Annotated in this window: 22 protein-coding genes and 1 pseudogene; 14 read left to right on the forward strand and 9 right to left on the reverse strand. The window is 67.1% G+C overall.

Translation table 11 applies throughout. From position 1 onward, the window contains the following. Positions 1–369 precede the first annotated feature (369 nt). The 7 genes and pseudogenes from C1933_RS06865 to C1933_RS06895 all read left to right on the forward strand — a co-directional run. Positions 370–1470, forward strand: a pseudogene (locus C1933_RS06865) (HlyD family secretion protein); the annotation flags it as partial. Further along, a complete protein-coding gene (locus tag C1933_RS06870) occupies positions 1467–3023 on the forward strand; it encodes a DHA2 family efflux MFS transporter permease subunit (protein WP_108752659.1) in 1557 nt (518 codons plus the stop codon). The pseudogene C1933_RS06865 and the gene C1933_RS06870, both read left to right, overlap by 4 nt. Beyond that, the gene (locus tag C1933_RS06875) at positions 3023–4564 is read left to right on the forward strand and encodes an efflux transporter outer membrane subunit (RefSeq protein WP_108752660.1); all 1542 of its coding nucleotides are present in this window, start codon (positions 3023–3025) and stop codon (positions 4562–4564) included. The genes C1933_RS06870 and C1933_RS06875 overlap by 1 nt, the downstream gene beginning before the upstream one ends. A 94-nt stretch (positions 4565–4658) precedes the next feature. Continuing rightward, positions 4659–5795 (forward strand): polyamine ABC transporter ATP-binding protein, encoded by a 1137-nt coding sequence (gene potA, locus C1933_RS06880; protein WP_108752661.1) that lies wholly within the window; start codon positions 4659–4661, stop codon positions 5793–5795. Further along, on the forward strand, positions 5792–6724 hold the full coding sequence (locus C1933_RS06885) for an ABC transporter permease subunit (RefSeq protein WP_108752662.1): 933 nt from the start codon (positions 5792–5794) through the stop codon (positions 6722–6724). Before potA ends, C1933_RS06885 begins: the two co-directional genes overlap by 4 nt. Next, positions 6721–7563, forward strand: a complete 843-nt coding sequence (locus C1933_RS06890) for an ABC transporter permease subunit (RefSeq protein WP_108752663.1) — start codon at positions 6721–6723, stop codon at positions 7561–7563. Before C1933_RS06885 ends, C1933_RS06890 begins: the two co-directional genes overlap by 4 nt. A gap of 67 nt (positions 7564–7630) precedes the next feature. Then, positions 7631–8995 (forward strand): NAD-dependent succinate-semialdehyde dehydrogenase, encoded by a 1365-nt coding sequence (locus C1933_RS06895; protein WP_108752664.1) that lies wholly within the window; start codon positions 7631–7633, stop codon positions 8993–8995. A gap of 181 nt (positions 8996–9176) precedes the next feature. Here C1933_RS06895 and C1933_RS06900 read toward each other — a convergent pair whose 3' ends face one another. The 9 genes from C1933_RS06900 to C1933_RS06940 all read right to left on the reverse strand — a co-directional run bounded on the left by C1933_RS06900 (position 9177) and on the right by C1933_RS06940 (position 17633). Next, complete coding sequence (locus C1933_RS06900; protein WP_108752665.1) at positions 9177–10199, reverse strand: magnesium and cobalt transport protein CorA; 1023 nt, start codon at positions 10197–10199, stop codon at positions 9177–9179. 6 nt (positions 10200–10205) lie between these two features. Continuing rightward, on the reverse strand, positions 10206–11444 hold the full coding sequence (locus C1933_RS06905; RefSeq protein ID WP_108752666.1) for a DUF4105 domain-containing protein: 1239 nt from the start codon (positions 11442–11444) through the stop codon (positions 10206–10208). Continuing rightward, positions 11441–12322: a transporter associated domain-containing protein gene (locus tag C1933_RS06910; protein ID WP_108749147.1), complete on the reverse strand. Its 882-nt coding sequence runs from the start codon at positions 12320–12322 to the stop codon at positions 11441–11443. The genes C1933_RS06905 and C1933_RS06910 overlap by 4 nt, the downstream gene beginning before the upstream one ends. Positions 12323–12386: 64 nt before the next feature. After that, complete coding sequence (locus tag C1933_RS06915; protein WP_108754765.1) at positions 12387–12932, reverse strand: hypothetical protein; 546 nt, start codon at positions 12930–12932, stop codon at positions 12387–12389. Between the two features lie 71 nt (positions 12933–13003). Continuing rightward, positions 13004–13615, reverse strand: a complete 612-nt coding sequence (locus tag C1933_RS06920; RefSeq protein ID WP_108752667.1) for a hypothetical protein — start codon at positions 13613–13615, stop codon at positions 13004–13006. A gap of 47 nt (positions 13616–13662) precedes the next feature. Continuing rightward, entirely contained in the window at positions 13663–14148 is a 486-nt protein-coding gene (ybeY, locus tag C1933_RS06925; RefSeq protein WP_108752668.1) for an rRNA maturation RNase YbeY, read from the reverse strand. Further along, positions 14145–15131 carry a PhoH family protein gene (locus C1933_RS06930; protein WP_108752669.1) on the reverse strand — a complete coding sequence of 329 codons (987 nt, stop codon included), beginning with the start codon at positions 15129–15131 and terminating at the stop codon, positions 14145–14147. Before C1933_RS06930 ends, ybeY begins: the two co-directional genes overlap by 4 nt. Before the next feature lie 266 nt (positions 15132–15397). Continuing rightward, positions 15398–16816, reverse strand: a complete 1419-nt coding sequence (gene miaB, locus C1933_RS06935) for a tRNA (N6-isopentenyl adenosine(37)-C2)-methylthiotransferase MiaB (RefSeq protein WP_108749151.1) — start codon at positions 16814–16816, stop codon at positions 15398–15400. 196 nt (positions 16817–17012) lie between these two features. After that, positions 17013–17633, reverse strand: a complete 621-nt coding sequence (locus C1933_RS06940; protein ID WP_108752670.1) for a glutathione S-transferase — start codon at positions 17631–17633, stop codon at positions 17013–17015. 83 nt (positions 17634–17716) lie between these two features. Between C1933_RS06940 and C1933_RS06945 the strand changes: the two genes are divergently transcribed. The 7 genes from C1933_RS06945 (at position 17717) to C1933_RS06975 (ending at position 23740) form a co-directional block, all read left to right on the forward strand. Beyond that, positions 17717–18685: a WYL domain-containing protein gene (locus tag C1933_RS06945; protein ID WP_108752671.1), complete on the forward strand. Its 969-nt coding sequence runs from the start codon at positions 17717–17719 to the stop codon at positions 18683–18685. A gap of 46 nt (positions 18686–18731) precedes the next feature. Next, positions 18732–19655, forward strand: coding sequence for a lytic transglycosylase domain-containing protein (locus C1933_RS06950; protein ID WP_108752672.1), 924 nt, complete (start codon positions 18732–18734; stop codon positions 19653–19655). A 157-nt stretch (positions 19656–19812) separates the two neighbouring features. Then, positions 19813–20433 carry a ubiquinol-cytochrome c reductase iron-sulfur subunit gene (petA, locus tag C1933_RS06955; protein WP_108749154.1) on the forward strand — a complete coding sequence of 207 codons (621 nt, stop codon included), beginning with the start codon at positions 19813–19815 and terminating at the stop codon, positions 20431–20433. Further along, on the forward strand, positions 20433–21692 hold the full coding sequence (locus tag C1933_RS06960; protein WP_108752673.1) for a cytochrome bc complex cytochrome b subunit: 1260 nt from the start codon (positions 20433–20435) through the stop codon (positions 21690–21692). The genes petA and C1933_RS06960 overlap by 1 nt, the downstream gene beginning before the upstream one ends. Next, positions 21685–22434, forward strand: a complete 750-nt coding sequence (locus C1933_RS06965) for a cytochrome c1 (RefSeq protein WP_108752674.1) — start codon at positions 21685–21687, stop codon at positions 22432–22434. Before C1933_RS06960 ends, C1933_RS06965 begins: the two co-directional genes overlap by 8 nt. 133 nt (positions 22435–22567) lie before the next feature. Further along, a complete protein-coding gene (locus C1933_RS06970) occupies positions 22568–23203 on the forward strand; it encodes a glutathione S-transferase N-terminal domain-containing protein (RefSeq protein ID WP_075674863.1) in 636 nt (211 codons plus the stop codon). An 84-nt stretch (positions 23204–23287) separates the two neighbouring features. After that, positions 23288–23740 (forward strand): ClpXP protease specificity-enhancing factor, encoded by a 453-nt coding sequence (locus tag C1933_RS06975; protein ID WP_108752675.1) that lies wholly within the window; start codon positions 23288–23290, stop codon positions 23738–23740. The last annotated feature ends 9 nt before the right edge of the window (positions 23741–23749 follow it).

Consider the following 23749-nt stretch of genomic DNA (forward strand, 5'->3'; position numbering starts at 1 on the left):
AGATAGAAAAAACGGAGGCCAACGGCCTCCGTTTTTTTTTGCTTCTGCCCTGCCGTTGACCTCCTGTCCGCCGCCGGAATGCGTGAGGGCAGGGGCCAAAGCCGGAGGCTTGGCCAGGACCGCAGGCCCCAGGGATGGCGCCTACGAGCCCCATGGATGGGTTCACCGCGTGTCCTGGCCAAGCCCCCGGCTTTGGCCCCTGCCACACAGGAAACCCACACCGGCAAGCGACAAACGCTTTCACCTCACCTCCGCACTCCTTCCCCTACCGTCCCGTATGGCACTGACCACCGCCACGACGAGACGATGACCGACCAGCCCCCGCGCGAAGACGCTCCCACCGACCCGCCCCCCTCGGCCAGCGAGGACAAACCCTCGCCCCTGAAGAATCCCAAGGTCCGCTGGACCCTGGCGATCATCGGCATCGTGGTCGCCATCGCACTGATCATCTGGCTGATCTACCACCTGCGCGTAGGCCGCTACCTGCAGGACACCAACAACGCCTACCTGCAGGCCGACGCCGTCGCCGTCGCCCCGCGCATCAACGGCTACGTCACCGACGTCCTGGTGCAGGACAACCAATGGGTGAAGGCCGGGCAACCGCTGCTGCGCATCGACCCGCGCACCTACCGCGCCACCCTGGACCAGGCCGAAGCGGTGATCGCCGTGCGCCAGGCCGATATCGCCGCCGCCACCGCCGGCGTGCAGGGCCAGCAGTCCAGCCTGCTGCAGGCGCGCACGCAACTGGTGGCCGCCAGCGCCTCGCTGCGCTTCGCCCGCGCCGAACTGGCCCGTTTCACACCGCTGGCCGCCAGCGGTGCCGACACCCATGAACACGTGGAAAGCCTGCGCCATGACCTGGAACGCGCACAGGCGCAGCACGATGCAGCCAAGGCGCAGATTGCCGGCGCGCAGAGCCAGATCGAAGCCAGCCAGGCCCAGCGCGCACAGGCCGAAGCCGGGCTGAAGCAGGCCCAGGCCGACGCCGCCCAGGCCCGGGTGGCCTTCGAAGACACCGAACTGCGCGCGCGCATCGACGGCCGCGTTGGCAACAAGACCGTGCAGGTGGGCCAGTTCGTGGCCGCCGGTACCCGCACCATGACCGTAGTGCCGGTGTCCGCGCTGTACCTCAGCGCCAACTTCAAGGAAACCCAGGTGGGCCTGATGCGTGCCGGGCAACCGGCCGAGATCAAGGTCGATGCGCTGCCGGGCACCACCCTGAAGGGCACGGTGGAAAGCATCTCGCCAGGCACCGGTTCGCAGTTCGCGTTGCTGCCACCGCAGAACGCCACGGGCAACTTCACCAAGGTCGTGCAGCGCGTGCCGGTGCGCATCCGCGTGGATGCCGGTGCCGAAGCACGCAAGGTGCTGGTGCCGGGCATGTCGGTGGAGGTGACCGTGGACACCCGCAGCGCGAAGGACGATGCCGAGCGCAGCCGCGACGAAGCCGAGGCTCGCGGCGCGCGATGAACGCTGCAACCGCACCCGCCGCACCCGCTGCGGAAGGCAAGGCCGACGCCGCAGCGTGGCTGGCCGTGGCCGCCGGCACCATCGGCTCGTTCATGGCCACGCTGGATATCTCCATCGTCAACGCGGCACTGCCCACCATCCAGGGCGAGGTCGGCGCCAGTGGCACCGAAGGCACCTGGATCTCCACCGCCTTCCTGGTCTCGGAAATCGTGATGATTCCGCTGACCGGCTGGTTCGTGCGCACGCTCGGTCTGCGCACCTTCCTGTTGATCTGCGCCACGCTGTTCACCGCGTTCTCGGTGATGTGCGGGCTGGCCGATTCGCTGCCGATGATGATTGCCGGACGCGTAGGGCAGGGCTTCGCCGGTGGCGCCTTGATTCCCACCGCGCTGACCATCGTCGGCACCCGCCTGCCGCCGCAGCAGCAGCCGCTGGGCACTGCCCTGTTCGGCATGACCGTCATCCTCGGCCCGGTGATCGGGCCACTGCTGGGCGGCTGGCTGACCGAGAACGTCAGCTGGCACTACGCATTCTTCATCAACGTGCCGATCTGTGCCGGACTGGTCGCGCTGCTGCTGCTCGGACTGCCGCACGAGAAATCGGACTGGGGCGGCCTGCTGCGCGCCGACTGGCTGGGCATCCTGGGCATGACTGCCGGCCTGTCCGCGCTGACCGTGGTGCTGGAAGATGGCCAGCGCGAGCGCTGGTTCGAATCCACCCTGATCGTGGTGCTCAGCATCGTCTCGCTGCTCGGCTTTGCCCTGCTGGCGGTCTCGCAGTTCACCAGCAAGACGCCGGTCATCCGCCTCAACATCCTGTTCCAGCGCAGCTTCGGCGCCGTGTTCGTGATGGTGATGGCGGTCGGCATGATCCTGTTCGGGGTGATGTACATGATCCCGCAGTTCCTGGCGATCATCGCCGGCTACAACACCGAACAGGCCGGCTACGTGCTGCTGCTGGCCGGCCTGCCGACCATCCTGCTGATGCCGTTGATGCCGAAGATGCTGGAAACGGTGGATGTGCGCATCATGGTGTTCGGCGGCATGCTGTGCTTTGCAGCGGCCTGTTTCGTCAACCTGGGCCTGAGCCCGGACAGCATCGGCCCGCACTTCGTGGTCGGCCAGCTGCTGCAGGGCTGCGGGCTGGCGCTGGCGATGATGGCGCTGAACCAGGCCGCCATCACTTCGGTGCCGCGCGAATACACCAGCGATGCCTCGGGCCTGTTCAATGCTGCGCGCAACCTCGGCGGCTCGATCGGCCTGGCGATCATTTCCACCTTCCAGGAGCGCCGTACCACCCTGCACGTGGACGCCATCGGCAGCAGCGTCACCGCCAATTCCACCGTGGCCCAGGACGCGCTGCACGCCTATGGCCAGCAGCTGGGCGATGCCGGCCAGGCCGTGGCCGTACTGGCGCAGACCGTGCAGATGCAGGCGATGGTGATGGCCTACAACGATCTGTTCTGGATCTTCGGCCTGATCGTGGTGCTCACCTTTCCCCTGGTGTTCCTGCTCAAGCCCCTGCCCAAGGGCGTTCCCCTGGCCATGCACTGATGACTTCGACTTCCTTGCCCGTTCCTTTCCGCCTGCGACACCTGTGCCCGGCGCTGCTGCCGCTGCTGCTGGCCGGCTGCATGCTGGGGCCCGATTACGTGAAGCCCGAGCTGGCCGGTGCTGCCACCGCGCAGGCACAGCTGCACCGCGCGCCACAGGCAGGGGTGCAGCCTGCCTCGCCGCCCAGCCAATGGTGGCGTGCGTTGCATGATCCGCTGCTGGACCAGCTGGTGGACGAGGCGCTGCGCAACAGCCCCGACCTGCGTGCCGCGCAGGCCAAGCTGCTGGCCTCGCGCGCGCTGCAGCGCCAGCGCCGTGCAGAACAGCTGCCATCGGTCGGCGCCGCCGCCGGCTACGCCAACATCAAGGCGCCCGATTCGCTGGAAAACAGCGTGCGCGGGCTGGGCGAGAACATTGCCGGCGTGGCCGAAGCCAACGGCCGCCCACAGGAAGCCGCGCAGCTGCGCCAGCAGTTTGCCGATCTCAATCTGGACACCGAACTGTACGTGGCCGGCTTCGATGCCAGCTGGGAACTGGACCTGTTCGGGCGCCGCCGCCGTGCGGCCGAGCAGGCCGCCGCCGAGGCCGAGGCCAATGCCGCCGCGCTGGCCGACGCGCAGGTGCAGCTGGCCGCCGAGCTGGCCCAGGTCTACCTGGGCTTCCGCAGCAGTCGCGAACGCATCGCCTTGGCCGAAGACAACCTGCGTGCGGCCGAGCAGGGCCTGCAACTGACCCGGCAACGTCGCCAGCGCGGCGCCGATTCGGACCTGCAGGTCGAGCGCGCGCAGGCACAGCTGCAACAGCAGCAGGCCGCGCTGCCGCCGCTGCGCGCCCAGGCCGATGAAGCACGCGATGTACTGGCGCTGATGGTGGGGCGCGAGCCCGGCGCGCTGGACGCACGTCTGGCCGTCGACCAGCCGCTGCCGCGACTGCCCGCCAACGTGCCGGTGGACGACGCAGGGGCGCTGATCCAGCGCCGGCCCGACGTGCGCAAGGCCGAGCGCGAGTTGGCCGCCTCGTCCGCGCAGATCGGCCAGGCCTTGTCCGCGTATTTCCCGCAGGTGACCCTGCTGGGCACCATCGGCGCCGGCGCGACCTCGGCATCGGACCTGGGACGGGATTCGGCGGCCACGATCGTCGCCCCGTTCCTGCGCTGGTCGCTGTTCGATTTCGGGGTGAACAAGGCACGGGTGGCGCAGGCCCGCGCCGGCAACCAGGCGCGCCTGGCAGCCTACGAAAGCAGCGTGCTGGCGGCCCTGCAGGACGCCAACACCGCGCTGGCCCGTTTCGGCGCGGCACGCGAGCAGCTGCAGGCCAGCGAACGGGCGCAGGCCTCGGCCGAGCGCTCGTTGGCCCTGATGACCCAGCGGCGCCAGGCCGGGGCGACCTCGCAGATCGACCTGCTGGACGTGCAGCGCCAGCGCCTGCAGGCCCAGGACGGTGCCGCGCAGGCGCGCCTGCAGCTGCTGGTGCGCTACGTGGCGCTGCAGAAGAGCCTGGGCCTGGGCTGGCAGGAAGCGCCGCCGGTGGCCGTGCGTTGATGTTTCCCGCCGCCCGCCACACCCCGTCATACCGCCATCGCCCCCCGGCCGGTAGAATGGCCGCCGCTGTCCACCGCCCGCTCCCGGAGCCCCCATGCCCGTTGAAGCCCAGCCGGAAGCCGCCGCCGTTGATACGGCCAGCGCGCCCGACTATCTGTCCATTCGTGATCTGCGCAAGGAATTCGATGGCTTCATCGCCGTCGACGACGTCAACCTGGACGTGCGCAAGGGCGAGATCTTCGCCCTGCTCGGCGGATCGGGCAGTGGCAAATCGACCCTGCTGCGCTGCCTGGGCGGCTTTGAAACCCCCACCAAGGGCAGCATCACCCTGGATGGCCAGCGCCTGGACGCGCTGCCGCCGTACCAGCGGCCGGTCAACATGATGTTCCAGTCCTACGCGCTGTTCCCGCACATGACGGTGGAACAGAACATCGCTTTCGGCCTGAAGCAGGACGGCCTGGACAAGGCTGCCATCGCCAGGCGCGTGGGCGAGATGCTGGAGCTGGTGCAGATGGGCCACCTGGGCAAGCGCAAGCCGCACCAGTTGTCCGGCGGCCAGCAGCAGCGCGTGGCGCTGGCGCGGTCGCTGGCCAAGGGGCCCAAGCTGTTGCTGCTGGACGAACCGATGGGCGCGCTGGACAAGAAGCTGCGCTCGCAGATGCAGCTGGAACTGGTCAGCATCATCGAATCGTCGGGCGTGACCTGCGTGATGGTCACCCACGACCAGGAAGAGGCCATGACCATGGCCACCCGCATCGCGGTGATGGATGCCGGCTGGATCCAGCAGGTCGGCAAGCCCGACGAGGTCTACGAACAGCCGGCCAACCGCTTCGTGGCCGGCTTCATCGGCTCGGTGAACCTGTTTGACGGGGTGATCGACGAAGATCTTCCCGAGTACGTGACCGTGCGCTCGCCGCTGTTCCCGGCGCCGGTCTACATCGCCCACGGCATCACTTGTTACGAAGGGCAGCCGGTCGCGTTCGCGCTGCGCCCGGAAAAGGTGATGATCGGCAAGGACGAGCCGGAAGGGCACACCAACAAAGCACAGGGCGTCATCGAGGACATCGCCTACTTCGGCAGTCACTCGGTCTACCACGTGCGCCTGCCCAGTGGTGCCAAGGTGCTGGCCAACTTCGCCAACTCGCAGCGCTGGGCCAGCGATGGCCTGACCTGGGGCGATCAGGTCTGGGTGCACTGGCGCGACAACGACGGCGTGGTGCTGACCTCATGAGCGCGGCAGGCCTGAAGCGCTGGCTGCCGGGCACGCGTGCCACGGTCATCGGTATTCCCTACCTGTGGCTGCTGCTGTTCTTCGCGGTGCCGTTCCTGATCGTGCTGATGATCAGTTTCTCGCACAGCCGGGTCGGCTCGCCGCCGTATACCTGGCTGCTGCAGTATGTCGACGGCGCGTTCTCGCTGAAGCTGAACCTGGAAAACTACCTGGCGCTGTTCCGCGATTCGATCTATGCCCAGGCCTTTCTCAGTTCGATCAAGATCGCGGCGATCTCCACCTTCCTCACCCTGCTGATCGGCTATCCGATGGCCTATGCCATCGCCCGCCTGTCGCCGGCCGCCCGCAACGTGGCGATGATGCTGGTGGTGCTGCCGTCGTGGACCTCGTTCCTGATCCGCGTGTACGCCTGGAAGGCGATCCTGGACCGCAACGGCCTGCTCGACCAGTTCCTGCAGTTCACCGGCCTGCAATCGCTGATGACCAGCATGGGCCTGCCCAAGCTGCAGCTGATCGATACCCCGACCGCAGCCTACATCGGCATCGTCTACTGCTACCTGCCGTTCATGGTGCTGCCGCTGTACGCCAACCTGGTCAAGCATGACCACCGCCTGCTGGAAGCGGCCTACGACCTGGGCGCCAAACCCTGGCAGGCGTTCCTGCGCATCACCCTGCCGTTGTCGAAGGCGGGCATCATCGCCGGCTGCATGCTGGTGATGATTCCGGCGGTGGGTGAATTCGTGATTCCGGAGATGCTGGGCGGCTCGGAAACCCTGATGGTCGGCCGCCAGCTGTGGAACGAGTTCTTCAACAACCGCAACTGGCCCGGTGCCTCGGCCATGGCGGTGGCGATGATCGTGCTGCTGCTGGTGCCGATCCTGTGGTTCAACCGTTCCCAGCAGCGCCTGCTGGAAGGGAAGCAGGCATGAGCCCGCGTACCGCCAAGGGCCTGGGGCTGGGCGTGCTGCTGCTCGGCTTCGCCTTCCTGTACCTGCCGATCCTGTTGTTGATGTTCTATTCGTTCAACAGCTCGCGGCTGGCGATGGTCTGGGCCGGGTTCTCCACCCGCGCCTACGGCGATCTGTTCGCCGACCGCGCGCTGATGGAGGCGATGTGGACCAGCCTGGTGGTGGCGTTCTGGACCGCCTGTACCGCCACCGTGCTGGGCACCCTGGCAGCGATGGTGATGACCCGCTTCAAGCGCTTCCGTGGCAAGCCGGTGTTCGGTGCGCTGGTCACTGCGCCGCTGGTCATGCCCGATGTCATCCTGGGGTTCTCGCTGATGGCCCTGCTGGCCTCGATGGGCGCCATTCCCGGCTTCCCGGCCCGTGGCCTGGCCACCATCTGGATCGCGCACGTCACCTTCACCCTGTGCTTCGTCACCGTGGTGGTGTCCTCGCGCCTGCAGGAAATGGATCTGTCGCTGGAAGAAGCGGCGATGGACCTGGGCGCCAGCCGACTGACCGTGTTCACCCGCATCACCCTGCCGATCATCGCCCCGGCGCTGGTGGCCGGCTGGCTGCTGGCCTTCACCCTGTCGCTGGATGACGTGGTGGTGGCCAGCTTCGTGGCCACGCCCGGTTCGACCACGCTGCCGATGAAGGTGTTTGCCTCGGTGCGCATGGGCATCAGCCCGAAGATCAATGCACTGGCCACGCTGCTGGTGTCGGCGGTGTCGATTGCTGCGGTGATTGGCTGGTACATCAATGCGCGTGCGGAAAAGCGCCGCCAGCGCGACCTGCAGCTGGCCCGCCAGGACAACGGCTGAGGCCGCAGCCACGCCCGGCTCACGGGCGGCGGCGCACAATGGGGGTCACCCTGATGGAGACCCCCCCATGACCGTCGAGATCGTCGATCCGGCCACCGGCCAGGTGACCTACCGCCATGAACTGATGGGCGCTGCCGATATCGAGCAGCGCCTGCAGGCCGCCGCCGATGCCTTCCGCGGCTGGGCCCAGCGGTCGCTGCAGGAACGCGGCGCCATCCTGCGCCAGATCGCCGCGCAGCTGCGCAGCCGCCGCGACGACCTGCAGCAGGCGATGACCCACGAGATGGGCAAGCTCAAGGCCGAGGCGCTGGCCGAGGTGGACAAGTGCGCTGCGGCCTGCGAGTTCTACGCCGACCACGCCGCGGATTATCTGAAGCCGCAGCTGATCGACACCGAAGCACAGCGCAGCTACGTGCGCTACGAGCCGATCGGCTGCGTGTTCGCGGTGATGCCGTGGAACTTTCCGATCTGGCAGGTGTTCCGTTTCCTGGCGCCGGCGTTCATGGCCGGTAACGTAGCCCTGCTCAAGCACGCCAGCAACGTGCCGCAGTGCGCCGACCTGATCCTGGCGGTGTGCCGTGACGGCGGCCTGCCGGACGGTGTGTTCGACGTGCTGCACATCGACAACGACCAGGCCGCCGAGGTACTGCGCGATGCGCGGGTCAAGGCCGTTACCCTGACCGGCAGCGAGCGGGCAGGGCGCTCCATCGCCTCCAATGCCGGCAGCCAGCTGAAGAAATCGGTGATGGAACTGGGCGGCAGCGATGCGTTCGTGGTGCTCGATGATGCCGACCTGGACAAGGCGGTGGCGGCGGCAGTGAAGTCGCGCTTCGACAACAGCGGCCAGACCTGCATCGCGGCCAAGCGCTTCATCGTGGTGGATGCCGTGGCCGACGAGTTCACCCGCCGCTTCGTGGAAGCAGCGGGGGAGCGGCAGTACGGCGATCCCGATGCGCGCGGCACAACGCTGGCGCCGATGGCGCGCGCCGACCTGCGCGATGAGCTGCACAAGCAGGTGCAGGCCAGCGTGGCCAAGGGCGCCCGCGTTTTGTTGGGCGGCGAACCGATTGCAGGCACGCACGCGGGCTACCCGGCCACCGTGCTGGACCAGGTGGGCCCGGGCATGCCGGCCTACGACGAGGAACTGTTCGGGCCGGTGGCGGCGGTGATCCGCGTGACCGACGAGGACGAGGCATTGCGCGTGGCCAACGACACCCGTTTCGGCCTGGGCGGCAGCGTGTGGACGCGCGATCCGGTGCGCGGCGAATCCTTCGCCCAGCGCATGGAATGCGGCGCCGCCTTCGTCAATGCCATCGTCAAGAGCGATGCGCGGCTTCCGTTCGGCGGCAGCAAGCAATCCGGTTTCGGCCGCGAACTGGCCGACCACGGCATCCATGAGTTCATGAACATCAAGACCGTCTACGTGGCCTGATACCCCGCTTCTGTAGAGTCGAGCTTGCTCGACTGCTGTTGCGCCCTTGTAGAGTCGAGCCATGCTCGACCGCCTTGCTTGTAGAGTCGAGCCATGCTCGACCGCCTTGCTTGTAGAGTCGAGCCATGCTCGACTGCCTTGCGAACAGCAGTCGAGCAAGCTCGACTCTACGAAATGCGGGTCACAACCATTTGGCGCGCTTGAACAAGCGGTACAGCCCCACGCACACCGCGCCCACGCCGACGATCATCAACGGGTAGGCCCACGGCTGGTTCAACTCGGGCATGTGGCTGAAGTTCATGCCATACCAGCTGGTGATCAGCGTCGGCGCGGCCAGCAGCGCTGCCCATGCACCCAGCCGCTTCACCGTCTCGCCCTGCGCCAGCGTCACCAGCGACAGGTTCACGCTCAGCGCGGTGCCCAGCATTTCGCGCAGGGTGTCGATCACATCGCTGATGCGCACGGCGTGGTCGTGCACGTCGCGCACATACAGCTTCACTTCGTCGGGAATCAGATCGCCCTGGTAACGGCGCAGCTGCGCCAGCACATCCTGCAGCGGCGCCACGGCCATGCGCATCTTGTTCAGTTCGCGCTTGAGTTCGTACAGCCGCACCACCGTGCTGCGCTTGTAGCTCTCGGCGAAGATGTCCTTCTCCAACAGCTCCAGCGTGTCGCGGAAGCGATTGGTGATGGGCAGGTAGTTGTCCACCACGAAGTCGGTCACCGCATACAGGCAGTACGAGGGGCCCATCTTCAGCAACTGCGGCTCGCGCTCCACGCGGGCGCGCACCGGTGCGTAGGACAGCGACGCACCATGGCGCACGGTCACCAGGAAGCGCGGGCCCAGGAAGGCATGGGTTTCGCCGTACTGGATGCGCTCGTCCACCATCTGCGCGGTGGTCACCACCACGAACAGGGAATTGCCGTAGGCCTCGACCTTGGGCCGCTGGTGCGCGTTGCGTGCGTCCTCGATGGCCAGGTCATGCAGGCAGAATTCTTCCTGCAGTTTCAGCAGCACGGCGTCGGCCGGATCGTACAGACCCACCCAGACGAAGCCGTTGCCACTGGCGATCACATCGCTGATCGCATCCAGGCTGATGTCGTGGCGGATGCCCTGGTCATCGTAGTGAACGCAGTTGATGACACAGGCAGGATTGGCCGAAGCGGCCGTGGAAGCAGGGGCGGGCAATGACATGCCCGCCATCGTGCGTCACTGCGCCGTGTGGGACAAGTGAGGACGACGCCCCAGCACCCAGGCCAGGGCCACATGCACCGGCAGCAGCAGGACGATCCACTGCACGTTGTACTGCGCCTGCAGGCTGAGCCAGTGCAGTACCAGTGCGGCTACCGACTGTACGGCCAGCAGCCACAGCACCACGCTGAACACGCGACCCGGCACGCGCCTGCGCAGCAGGGCGATGGCGCCGGGCATCAGCAGCACCGCCAGCGGCGACAGCAGCAGCAGGTTGCGGTTGGCCCAGGCGGCGTAGTGGATGCTGAAGCCCCACAGGAACACCAGCAGGCCGCCGGCAATCGTGCACAGCAGCCACAGCGGCAGGGCCAGGCCGGCCAGCAGGCGCGGGCGCTGGCGCAGGGCCACGATGCCTGCGGCGGCCAGCAGGCCACACAGCAGCCACGGCCACCAGCGCCGCGGCGATTCCTTCGGTTCGGCGGCAATGCGGTGCGGCAGCAGTTCCTGCTCGCTCTGCACCAGCGGGCGGCCATCACTATTGCGTACCTGGCGCAGGGCATCGGCCAGGCGCATCGGCACGAACGCTTCCTGCCAGCGCGACAGCGGCTGGTCGGCAAACGGACCCAGGCCGATGTCGAAGCCCAGCCACATCCACGGTGCCGGCGAGGCCAGGCGCACCGATTCACTGCGGTAAGTGTTGCCGCGCGAGCGCCCCGACAGCTGCGCATGCAGGCCGCCACCCAGGGCCTTGTCCAGGGTGTCGCGCACCATGGTGGCGCAGTTGGCGGTGTAGTAATCGTAGTGGTAGCGCGCGTTTTCCGGCTTGGCCCGCTCGGCCAGGCCATCGGCCAGGGCCCGCGCCTGGTCCGGGCGCAGGTCCAGCCACTGCACGCTGGCCCCGCGTCCGGTTTCGTCGTAGTAGGACAGGTCCTGCTGCAGCGGCAGCGCCACCAGGTAGTACATCATCTCGCCACGCACGAAGCGGCTGATGAAATCCTGTTCGGACGGATCGAAATAGCCGAAGTTGTAGGACGTGGCCGCGCCACTGACCGGGTCCAGCACCACGATGGCGTCGTGGCCGAAGCGTTCGAAGAACACCGTGCCCGGCTGCATGGTCACCACGCCGATACGCGGCGGCGCTGCGTCCGCAGCCGCCTCGGCAACCGCGGCGGCCTGCGCGAAGGCCGACCCTGGCAGTGCCAGGGCCAGCGTGCACAGCGCCAGCCATGCCAGCATCAACAGGCCGCGGCGCTTCAAGCGTCGTCCTGCGCGTCCGGCGGCAGCACGGTCACATGGAAAGCCTGCACCCGGCGCGCGTCGGCACGCGCCACGCGGAACATGAAGCGGTCCAGCGCCAGCTCGTCGCCCACTTCCGGCAGGTGGCCCACGGCCTCGGTCACCAGGCCGCCGATGGTGTCGTAGTCCTCATCAGAGAACGTGGCACCAAAGCGCTCGTTGAAATCGCCGATCGGGGTCAGCGCGTCCACCACGTACTGGCCATCGGCCTGGATGGCGATCTGCGCCGAGGGGTCTTCGGCTTCATCGTGCTCGTCGTCGATCTCGCCGACGATCTGTTCCAGCACGTCTTCGATGGTGACCAGACCGGCCACGCCGCCGTATTCGTCCACCACCATCGCCATGTGGTTACGCGACAGGCGGAATTCCTTCAACAGCACGTTGAGCTTCTTGGCCTCGGGAATCAGCACCGCCGGCCGCAGCAGTTCGCGCACGTTGGCCGGGCCGTTGTCGGCCACCACGCCGCGCAGCAGGTCCTTGGCCAGCAGGATGCCAAGGATGTCGTCCTTGTTCTCGCCGTGCACCGGGAAGCGCGAATGGCCGGATTCGACCACCTGCTTCATCAGTTCCAGGAAGGGCGCCTCGACAGGCAGCGAGACCATCTGCGAACGCGAGATCATCACGTCGCCCACGGTCAACTCGGCCACCGAAATGGCGCCTTCCATCATCTTCAGGGTATCGGCGGCGATCAGCCCTTCGTCCTGTGCGGTGTGCAGCACGGCCACCAGCTCGTCGCGGGTGTGGGGTTCGCCGGAGAAGGCGGCCGTCAGGCGTTCCAGCCAGCCGCGCTTCTTTTCATTGGGCTCCTGCGGGGAGCTACTACTGTCGTCTTCAGACATCTCTGGAAAAAGGGCACCCGGAAACCCGGGCGTTGGCCCCAGTCTAGCAGGATGTGGGGGCCTTTCAGTGACCGCTGGCTGCGTCGCCGGGGGCCTCGTCTTCGGCCGGCAGGTCCAGGCTGTAGGTGCAGCCGGCCAGGGTCCGGCCGGGGTGGCTGGCCACCGTGGACACGCTCAGGATGATCGATTCGATCTGCGCCTCGCCGGTCTTCGGGTCGATGACATCGCGGCTGACCACTTCGCGGCCGGCCATGAACTTGCCGCCCTGGTCGTAACCGGTTTCCAGCGCCAGGCGGGTGGCCAGCGGGTGCGGGTCGGCCTGGTCCAGCACGGCCATCACGCTGGCCCCGGCCACCGCGATATGGTCGGTCTGCTGCCCGAACACGGTGATCGGGTTGGCCAGGCGGAACTCGGTCATGAACTGGTTGGCCTGCGGCAGCGGCTGCAGGCCGTTGGCCACGGCCTTCAACGGGTCGGCCAGCAGCGGCGCCAGGGCGGCATGGTCGGCCACGCCCTGGCGGCATTCGATCAGTGCGGGCAGGTCCAGCGGTGCCGCCGAGGCGGTGGCGGCAACAGAGGCAAGCAGCAGGGGCAGGGCAGTACGCAGCAGCACAGGCAGAGGGTCCGCGATGGAGGATGCCCGGCCATGGTAGCGGCCGGACCCCGTCATGTCCGCAGGTCTCAGCCCTGCGGCGCGCGGCCCAGCAGGGTCTGCGCACGCCGCAGCGTACGCCGCGCCAACGCGCGCAGTGCCATCAGGGGCAGGGTCAGCATGACCGCGACCATGGCCAGATGGACCAGTTGCATCATCTGGCTCAGTGCGATCTGCAGTACACCCGGCTGCAGCAGCCAGGCCGGCACATCTGCGGCGTCGATCCGCTTGACCGCGGTTACGTAGACCGCGGCAAGCACGAACAGCGCGCACAGCTGGGTACGCGTGGCGTGGAAGAACGACAGGCTGCTGCTGGCCCGCCCCAGGCGATGCTGCAGCACCACGCGCCAGCACACCGGCGCGGAGAACGCGCCGATCAGGACCAGCACCATCGACGTGGCCCACAGCGTGGGCGTACTGCTGGCCGGTCCCGGACCGCCCAGCAGATGCGGCCCCACATTGCCCAGCACCACAGCGGCCAGCAGGCTGGCCGGGCAGACCAGGGCCAGCGTACGCAGCAGCCAGTGCTGTCCATCCGGGTGGCGGGCACTGACCCGGCGCAGCACGTTGGCGGCCACGACCAGCAGCAGGGCAAAGATCGCACTTCCGGCCAGGAACGGCCCCATGTCGCCCATCATCATCCTTGTCTCCGGGGGGGTTGCCGCTGCAGGGTAGCGCGATCGGCGGCTCAGCGCTCGCCGGCGTAGGGATCCTCGATGCCCAGCTCGGCCAGAATCTCGCGCTCCAGCTGTTCCATCGCCTCGGCTTCCTTGTCGTCTTCGTGGTCCCAGCCCAGCAGGTGCAGCACGCCGTGCACGGTCAGGTGCGCGTAGTGCGCGTTCAGCGCCTTGCCCTGTTCGTCGGCCTCGCGCGCCACCACCGGTGCGCAGATCACCAGGTCACCCAGCAACGGGAACTTCACCCCCTTGGGCAGGCCTTCGGGCAGCTCTGCGGGGAAGCTGAGCACATTGGTGGCGTAATCCTTGCCACGGTAATGGCGGTTCAGTGACTGCCCTTCCTTGGCATCGACCACGCGGATGGCCAGGTCGGCTTCGCGGATGCGGCCCTTCAGTGCCGCCGCCACCCATTTGCGGAAACTGACGGCGGCCGGCAGGCCGGTGCGGGGCAGCGCATAGCTGATGGCGACATCCAGTCGCACGGGACCTTTGGTCATGGGGTGGCTCCGGGTTGGATCTGGTGCAGGTCGCGGCGGTCGTAGGCACTGACGATGCGGGCCACCAGCGGGTGGCGCACCACGTCGCGCGCTTCGAAGAAGGTGAAGCTGACGCCGTCGACATCACGCAGCACGTCGATGGCATCGCGCAGGCCCGACTTCACGTGCTTGGGCAGGTCGGTCTGGGTCAGGTCGCCGGTCACCACCGCAGTGGAGCCAAAGCCCAGGCGGGTCAGGAACATCTTCATCTGTTCGATGGTGGTGTTCTGCGCCTCGTCCAGGATCACGAACGCATCGTTCAGCGTGCGCCCGCGCATGTAGGCCAGCGGCGCGATCTCGATCACGTTCTTTTCCAGCAGCTTGACCACTTTTTCCACGCCCAGCATTTCGTACAGGGCGTCGTACAGCGGGCGCAGGTAGGGATCGACCTTCTGTGACAGGTCGCCGGGCAGGAAGCCGAGCTTCTCGCCGGCTTCCACCGCCGGGCGCACCAGGATCAGCCGCTGCACGCGCGATTCGTTCAGCGCTTCCACCGCACTGGCCACGGCCAGGAAGGTCTTGCCAGTACCGGCCGGGCCGATGCCGAAGTTGATGTCGTGGGTGGTGATCTGGTGCAGGTAGCGGGCCTGGTTGGCGCCGCGGCCACGCACGGTGCCACGCTTGACCTTGATCGCCACCTCCTGCGCTTCGTACGCGCGCTCGGCAATCTGGTCCAGGTTGGCCTTGGCCAGGCGCAGATGGATGGCGTGGTTGTCGAAGGTGGTCTCGGCCGTCTCGGCGTACAGCGCTTCAATCAGCTTCTGTGCTTCGGCGGTGGCTTCGTCGCGGCCGCTGATGCGGAACACGAAGCCGCGGTTGGCGATCTCCACGCCGAGCTTCAGCTCGATCTGGCGCAGGTGCCCATCGAAGGGGCCGGACAGGTTGGCCAGTCGCTCGGTGTCTTCCGGCGACAGGGTGAAATCTCGATGCTCGATGCTTTTCATTGCAGAGGGTGGGGCGGGTTCGCCGTCCACCGCGGTGGGTCAGGGAAGACAAGGGTAGCGCGCGGATGGGCGGGGCGACAGTTCTCCACACCGGGTGTGGATCGGCGCCGCAGAAAGCTGTGGACAAGTGGGTGCGGTGCCCACCCCGCAACGCTTGTGAAGCGCTGGTGAAAAATGTGCCAGGCAACGACGGGGTCAGATCCCCGAAGGGGCTCTGACCCCATCGATGGGGCCCCGGTGGGTGCCGACCGTTGGTCGGCACGACCTTATTCCGCCACCACCCGCGCACGCAGCGAATTGGTCAGCGCTTCGGTAATCACCACATCCACGAACTGGCCGATCAGGCGCGCCGGCGCCGGGAAGTTCACCGAGCGCATGTTCTCGGTCTTGCCGGTCAACTCGTTCGGGTTCTTGCGCGACGGACCTTCCACCAACACGGTCTGCACCGTGCCGACCATCTTTTCGGAGATGCTGGCCGCGTGCGCATTGATGCGTTCCTGCAGGCGCGACAGGCGCGCGTGCTTCTCCGCATCGCTGATCGTGTCCTCCAGGTCGGCCGCCGGCGTGCCCGGGCGGCGCGAATAGATGAAGGAGAAGCTGTGGTCGAAGCCGATGTCTTCGATCAGCTTCATGGTCTTTTCGAAATCGGCATCGGTCTCGCCGGGGAAACCGACGATGAAGTCCGAGCTGATCGAGATGTCCGGGCGCACCGCGCGCAGCTTGCGGATCTTCGACTTGAATTCCAGCGCGGTATAGCCGCGCTTCATCGCCGACAGCACGCGGTCGCTGCCGGCCTGCACCGGCAGGTGCAGGAAGTTGGCCAGCTGCGGCACATCGCGGAACGCATCGACCAGCGAATCGCTGAACTCCAGCGGGTGCGAGGTGGTGAAGCGGATGCGGCCAACGCCGTCGATCTCGGCGATGGTGCGGATCAGCAGACCCAGGTCGGCGAACTCACCATCGCCATAGGGGCCACGGTAGGCGTTGACGTTCTGGCCGAGCAGGTTGATCTCGCGCACGCCCTGCGCGGCCAGTTGGGCCACTTCCACCACCACGTCCTCGAACGGGCGGCTGACCTCGGTGCCGCGGGTGTAGGGCACCACGCAGAACGAGCAGTACTTGGAACAGCCTTCCATGATCGATACGAACGCAGACGCACCTTCGGCGCGCGGTTCGGGCATGCGGTCGAACTTCTCGATCTCGGGGAAGCTGATGTCCACCTGCGGGCGCTGCTGTTCGCGGCGGGCGCGGATCAGTTCGGGCAGGCGGTGCAGGGTCTGCGGGCCGAACACCAGATCGACGAACGGCGCGCGCTTGATGATCGCTTCGCCTTCCTGCGACGCCACGCAGCCACCCACGCCGATGATGACCTCGCGGCCCTTGTTCTTCAGGCCCTTCCATACGCCCAGCTGGCTGAACACCTTCTCCTGCGCCTTTTCGCGGATGGAGCAGGTGTTGACCAGGATGACGTCGGCGTCTTCCGGGCGGTCGGTCAGTTCCAGGCCATCGCTGGCGGCAAGCACGTCGGCCATCTTGGCCGAGTCGTACTCGTTCATCTGGCAACCGTGGGTCTTGATGTAGAGCTTGCCTTTCACCTGGTCGGGCTTGCGCGGACCAGTGGGCAGGGCAACGAGCGGGGTGCCGCCCGGGGCGGCGGGCGGAAAGACGTCTGGCGTCCCGGTCATGGCGCTTAATCCATTCGGGTGGCGGGAAAGGCGGCAATTCTACCCGTATCCCGCACCGCCCGCCGGAATGCCGGATGCGCCGCGACCCACGTTCCACGCAGCCCGCCGTCCCAGTAGAGCCAGGCCATGCCTGGCTGCATTCCATCCCGCAGGCGCGGCGGGCGGGGCATCCACGCATGGCGTGGATCTACCCCCGTCAGGCCGCCACCAGCTCCGCGTCGATCTGCCGCGAGCGATCAAACGCGGTCAGTTCCGCCATGCGGGCGATGAACGCGGCCGTGGCCGGCGCCGGCTTCACCAGGCCGAACGCGGTGGTCCACTGCAGCGCGTTGCCCCACAGCACGTCGGCGGCACTCATGATGTCACCCAGCAGGTACGGCCCCTGCGCCAGCTGGGCCTCGATCACCTCCAGCACGGTGTCGGCGTCGTTGTAGGGCGAGAACGCGTGCGGCGGCGGGTCGCGGTGCATCGCGCGGTCGATCATCGCCGGTTCGAAGCAGGCCCCGTAGAAGGCCATCCAGCGCAGGTAGGGGCCACGCAGGGCATCGCCGATCGGCGGCGCCAGCCCGGCTTCGGGGTACAGGTCGGCCAGGTACAGATAGATGGCCACCTGTTCGGTCACCAGCGCACCGCCATGGACGATGGCCGGCACCTTGCCCATCGGGTTGATGGCCAGGTAGGCCGGGGCCAGGTTGGCGCCGGCCTTCAGGTCCAGCACGTGCAGGCGGTAGTCCGCCCCCAGCGCTTCCAGCAGGGCCACGGCGCCGCTCGAGCGTGAACGGGCGGCGTGGTAGAGGGTGATCAGGCGTGAGGACATGGTCGTGCTCCTTGCAGTAAGAGGGGTGAACCGTGGGGCCATGCTGGGGCACAATCGCGGACGACTTCTGTCCTTGATCCTTCATGCGCCATACCGCCCATCGACTGCTGCGCCTGATCGCCCTGCTGCAGGCCCGACGCCACTGGTCGGGCGCCGAGCTGGCCGAGCGCATGGGCGTGGACCGGCGCAGCATCCGCCGCGACATCGAGCGCCTGCGCGAGCTGGGCTACCCGGTACAGGCCTCGGCCGGGGTCGGCGGCGGCTACCGGTTGGGCTCAGGCGCCCCGGTGCTGCCGATGCTGCTGGATGAGGAAGAGGCGACCACCCTGGCCATTGCCCTGCGTGCGGCCTCGGCCACGGTGTCCGGCATCGACGACACCGCGCGCGGCCTGCTGTCCAAGCTCGACCCCCTGGTGCCGACCCGGCGCCGCCAGCAGGCCGGTGAAGTACACGCCGCCACCGCCACGCTGAACGAGCTGCCAGCCACCGACGCGCGCCTGCTGGGGCGGCTGGCCCAGCACTGCCGGCAGGCCTCGCGGCTGGCCTTCGAGTACCGCAGCGCACAGGACGTGGTCACCCAGCGCCAGGTCGAGGCCCAGCACCTGGTGAACTACGGCCGGCGCTGGTACCTGCTGGCCTGGGACCTGGGGCGGCAGGACTGGCGCACCCTGCGGGTGGACCGGATGGGGGCGGTGCAGGCGCTGGCCGAACCCGGCCTGCATCGACGCACACCGGCGCCGCCGGACGTGATGGTGCGCCAGGCCGTCAGCCAGGCGCCGTTCGCCCTGCAGGCCACCCTGCGCCTGGCCGGCAGCCAGGCCGAGCTTGAAAGTCGCATTCCGCCCTGGTGCGGGGTGCTGGAGGCCGATGGGCCACGGCACTGCCTGCTGCGCATGGGGGCCGAGAGTCGGGGCATGATGCTGGCGCAGATCCTCAGCTTGGACCGCCTGCCGCTGGCGCTGTGGACCACCCCGGAAACGCTTCGGCAGGAACTGGCCGAGCGGTTGGGCGGGTTGAGCCAGCTGCTGGCTGTGCCGACGGTCACGGACTGAGCCGTGGCGCTTGGCAAGGCCCGGCGAAGCTGGGACACTCGCGCCCATGAAGGGGAGACTGGGGATAACGGCGATCATCATCGCTGCGCTGACCGCTGCGCCGGCCAGCGCCGGCACCCTGTACAAGTGCGAAGGCGCTGACGGGGTCACCAGCTATGTCAGCAAGCGGGTGGCCGGTGCGCGCTGCACCACCATCAGCTACACGCGTCAGCCCAGTCGTCCAACACGCCCGGTCACGCCAGCGCCCACGCCCACGCCCACGCCTACGCCTGCCGCCGCACCGGTGGCGGTGGCCAGCGCCGAGCGCAATCCGGTCGCCGTGGCCGCCAGTGCCGCCAGCCCGGCAGTCGCCCCCAGCACAGCACCTGTGGCCACACCGCGTGCGGGCCGCACGGTCAGTGGCCAGGTCTATTCGTACATGAAGGACGGGGTTCGCCACTACACCAGTGCGCGGCCAGCGCAGGTGGCCAACCTGGGGCCGGTGCGGACCATCCGCTACAGCTTCATCGAACGCTGCTACGCCTGCGGGGTCAATCCGCGCGTCGATTTCGGCAGCGTGCGGCTCAACACGACCTCGTTCCAGACCGAGATCGCCTCGGCCGCACGTGAGTTCGGCGTGGAAGAAGCCATCGTGCGCGCGATCATCCATGCCGAATCGGCCTACAACCCCACCGCGCTCAGCCGCGCCGGGGCACAGGGGCTGATGCAGCTGATGCCGCCCACCGCGGCGCGCTTCGGTGTCGCCGATTCCTACGATGCCAGCCAGAACATCCGTGGCGGCGTGCAGTACCTGGCGTGGCTGCTGAAGCGCTTCAACGGCGACCTGACCCTGGCCGCCGCCGGCTACAACGCCGGCGAGGGTGCGGTCGACCGCCATGGCGGCGTCCCCCCGTACAGTGAAACCCAGTACTACGTGCGCCGGGTCGGCCAGCTGGCCGATCGCTACCGCACGGCATTGACAAAGCAGTAGGTGCCGGCGGGCTGTCGGCACACGTTCAAGATTTTGTTGCACCGCGTTGTGTGGCGCGCGACGGTTCCGCTACACTCGACCACGATTCAATGCGGCTCTGGCCCCCACCGGATCCGCTGGCAGCCTTAAAGCTACCTAATCAATATCGGAGTGCCGGATGGCCAACGATGGGGTATACGATCCAGTCAACACCGGACGTCGGCGTTTTCTTACTGCCACCACTGCCGTGGTGGGTGCCGTCGGCGTCGGCTTCACCGCTGTTCCTTTCATCAAGTCCTGGAACCCCAGTGCCCGTGCCAAGCTTGCCGGCGCACCGGTGGTGGCCGACATCAGCGCGCTGCAGGAAGGCCAACGCCTGATCGTGGAGTGGCGCGGCCAGCCGATCTGGATCGTCAAGCGCTCCAAGGCCATCCTGGATGCGCTGCATGGGCTCGATGGCCGCCTGAAGGATCCCGAATCGGGCGAGAAGGACCAGCAGCCCGAGTACGTGCTGAAGCAGAACCCCGAGCTGCGTTCGATCAAACCGGAAATCTCGGTGCTGGTCGGGCTGTGCACGCACCTGGGCTGTTCGCCGGAAATGGTCGCCGAGATCCGCCCTGAACCCTACGATCCGCAGTGGAAGGGCGGCTATTTCTGCCCCTGCCACAAGTCGCGCTTCGACATGTCCGGCCGCGTGTTCAAGGACGTGCCGGCGCCGATCAACCTGCTGGTGCCACCGCACCACTACCAGGACGACAACACCGTCATCATCGGTGTCGATCCGCAGGGGGCTGCCTGATGAGCAACATCCTCAGCCGTACCGCCAGCGGCGTGGCCGACTGGGTCAATGCGCGCGCGCCCGGCCTGATGCCGGTCTACCGCAAGCATGTCAGCGAATACTACGCGCCGAAGAACTTCAACATCTGGTACTACTTCGGTTCGCTGGCGCTGCTGATCCTGGTCAACCAGATCGTCACCGGCATCTTCCTGACCATGCACTACAAGACGAACGCCGCCGAAGCGTTCGCCTCCATCGAATACATCATGCGTGATGTGGAATGGGGCTGGCTGATCCGCTACATGCATTCCACCGGGGCCTCGCTGTTCTTCATCGTGGTCTACCTGCACATGTTCCGCGGCCTGCTGTACGGCAGTTACCAGAAGCCGCGCGAACTGGTGTGGATCCTGGGCATGCTGATCTACCTGGTGCTGATGGCCGAAGCCTTCATGGGCTACGTGCTGCCCTGGGGCCAGATGTCGTTCTGGGGCGCCAAGGTCATCATCTCGCTGTTCGGCGCCATCCCGGTCATCGGCAACGGCCTGACCGAATGGATCATGGGCGACTACCTGCCCAGCGATGCCACGCTGAACCGCTTCTTCGCCCTGCACGTGATCGCCCTGCCGCTGGTGCTGCTGCTGCTGGTGGTGCTGCACCTGGGCGCGCTGCACGAAGTGGGCTCTAACAACCCCGACGGCGTGGAGATCAAAAAGGGGCCCAAGGGCAACCGCTGGTCGCCGAACGCGCCGGCCGATGGCATTCCGTTCCACCCGTACTACACGTTGAAGGATGGCGTCGGCGTGGGCTTCCTGTTGGTCATCGCCGCCTTCATCATCTTCTTCGCCCCGGCCTTCGGTGGGCTGTTCCTGGAACACGACAACTTCACCGAAGCCAACCGGCTGGTCACGCCCGAACACATCAAGCCGGTCTGGTACTACACCCCGTACTACGCCATGTTGCGCGTGGTGCCCAACAAGCTGGGCGGCGTGCTGGTGATGTTCTCGGCCATCGCGATCCTGTTCCTGGTGCCGTGGCTGGACCGCGCGCGGGTCAAGTCCTACCGCTACCGCGGTCTGCTGTCGAAGGTGCTGCTGGGAGTGTTCGCCGTGTGCTTCGTGTGGCTGGGGGTGATCGGCTCCGGCCCAGGCACCGACGCGCACGAGACCTATGTCGGGCGGGTGCTGACCTTCCTGTACTTCGCGTTCTTCATCACCATGCCGCTATGGACAAGGCTGGACAAGACCAAGCCGGTACCGGAAAGGGTGACCACGCATGACTGAGCGCTGGATTGTCCGGTTGGCCCTGGTGGCCGCCTTGGTGCTGGGCAGCAGCCTGGCCCACGCCGCCGAAGGTGGCGCCAAACTGCTGCAGGCCGGCAACGATCTGGGTGACCGCGCGTCGCTGCAGCGCGGCGCGCAGTTGTACATGAACTACTGTTCCGGCTGCCACGCGCTGAAGTACCTGCGCTATTCGCGCATGGGCCAGGACCTGGGCCTGAGTGAGGAAGAGGTGATGAACAACCTCAACTTCACCGGTTCGGCCATCGGCGATCCGGTGCCGGTGGCGATGCCCAAGGAGCAGGCGGAGAAATGGTTCGGCAAGATGCCGCCCGATCTCAGCCTGATCGCCCGCGTGCGTGGCAGCGACTGGATCTACACCTACCTGAAGTCCTTCTACCTGGACAGCAGCCGTCCGCTGGGCTGGAACAACACCGTGTTCCCCAATGCCTCCATGCCCAACCCGCTGTGGGAAATGCAGGGGCTGCAGCACGCGGTGCATGGCAAGGCCGAAGCGCCGGGCATGGACCCGCCGGTCACCGGCCTGCGCATCGACAGCCCCGGCAGCGTGGATGCCGGGCAGTACGACCAGGCCGTGCGCGACATCACCAACTTCCTGGAATACGCTGGCGAACCTGCCGCGCTGAAGCGCCAGCAGCTGGGTGTATGGGTGATCCTGTTCCTGGCCCTGCTGACCTTCCTGCTGTATCTGCTGAAGAAGGAATACTGGAAGGACGTGCATTGAGCCGGGCGAGGCATTGCCTCAAGCCTATTGGCTTTTGTGATGCCCGGTTGCACACTCGGGCAGGAGTCGACCACCGGCAAGGGGCTGGTGGCGCCGGTACGGCAGGCGGTCTCCTGTCGTGGGAGAGCCTTTGATGGCGGCGAGCGTACGCATGCGCAATACACTGACGCTGTTTTCCTCGAACGACGATGTCCTGTGCCATCGGGTGCGTCTGGTCCTGGCGGCCAAGGGCGTGACCTATGATTTCGTGCCGGTCGATCCGCAGAACCCGCCGGAAGACTTGATCGATCTCAATCCCTACCACTCGGTGCCCACCCTGGTAGAGCGCGAACTGGTGCTGTACGCCGCCTCGGTGGTCAGTGAGTACCTGGATGAGCGCTACCCGCATCCGCCGCTGATGCCGGTCGATCCGCTGTCGCGTGCCCGCATCCGCCTGGCCATGCTGCGCATCGAGCACGACTGGGTGCCGCAGGTGCAGGCCATCCAGCTGGGCAACAAGACCCAGGCCGAAGCTGGCCGCAAGCGCCTGAAGGAACTGCTGACCGCATCGCTGCCGCTGTTCAAGGCCAGCAAGTTCTTCCTGAACCCGGAAATGAGCCTGGCCGACTGCGCGATGGCGCCCATCATCTGGCGCCTGCAGTCGCTGGACGTGCCGCTGCCCAAGGATGGCAAGGCCATCGAAGACTATGGCAACCGTATCTTCCGCCACCCCGGGTTCGTGCGCAGCCTGACCGATCAGGAAAAGAAGCTGCGCGACCTGCCGGTCTAGGCGATTGCCGCAGTTCCCGTCTGCACGCCCACCGGCGTGCCGTGATGCGCCCCGACAGGGGCGTCGTGCGCGTACACTTCACGCATGACCGACGACTTCTTCCACATGACCAGCCACCGCCCGTACCTGCTGCGGGCCCTGGTGGAATGGATCAACGACAACCAGCTGACCCCGCATATCCTGGTCGACGCCGGCGTGCCCGGCGTGCAGGTGCCGCCTTCGGCCGTGAAGGACGGGCGCGTGGTGCTGAACATCGCCGAGCGTGCGGTGGTGCGGCTGATGATCGACAACGAGATGGTGAGCTTCTCGGCGCGCTTCTCCGGCACCAGCTACCCGGTGCAGGTACCGATCAGCGCGGTGCTGGCGGTGTACGCGCGCGAAACCGGGCAGGGCATGGCACTGCCGGACGATATTCCCGGTGCCGAAGCGACCGCTGCCAGTGACGAGCCGCTGCACGAGGGCGACACCCCGCCGGACGACACGCCGCCGTCCAACCCGCCGCCGAAGGGCCGACCGACCCTGCGCGTGGTCAAATAAATGTGGGTG

The sequence above is a fragment of the Stenotrophomonas sp. ZAC14D2_NAIMI4_6 genome (assembly GCF_003086875.1).
GTDB lineage: Bacteria > Pseudomonadota > Gammaproteobacteria > Xanthomonadales > Xanthomonadaceae > Stenotrophomonas.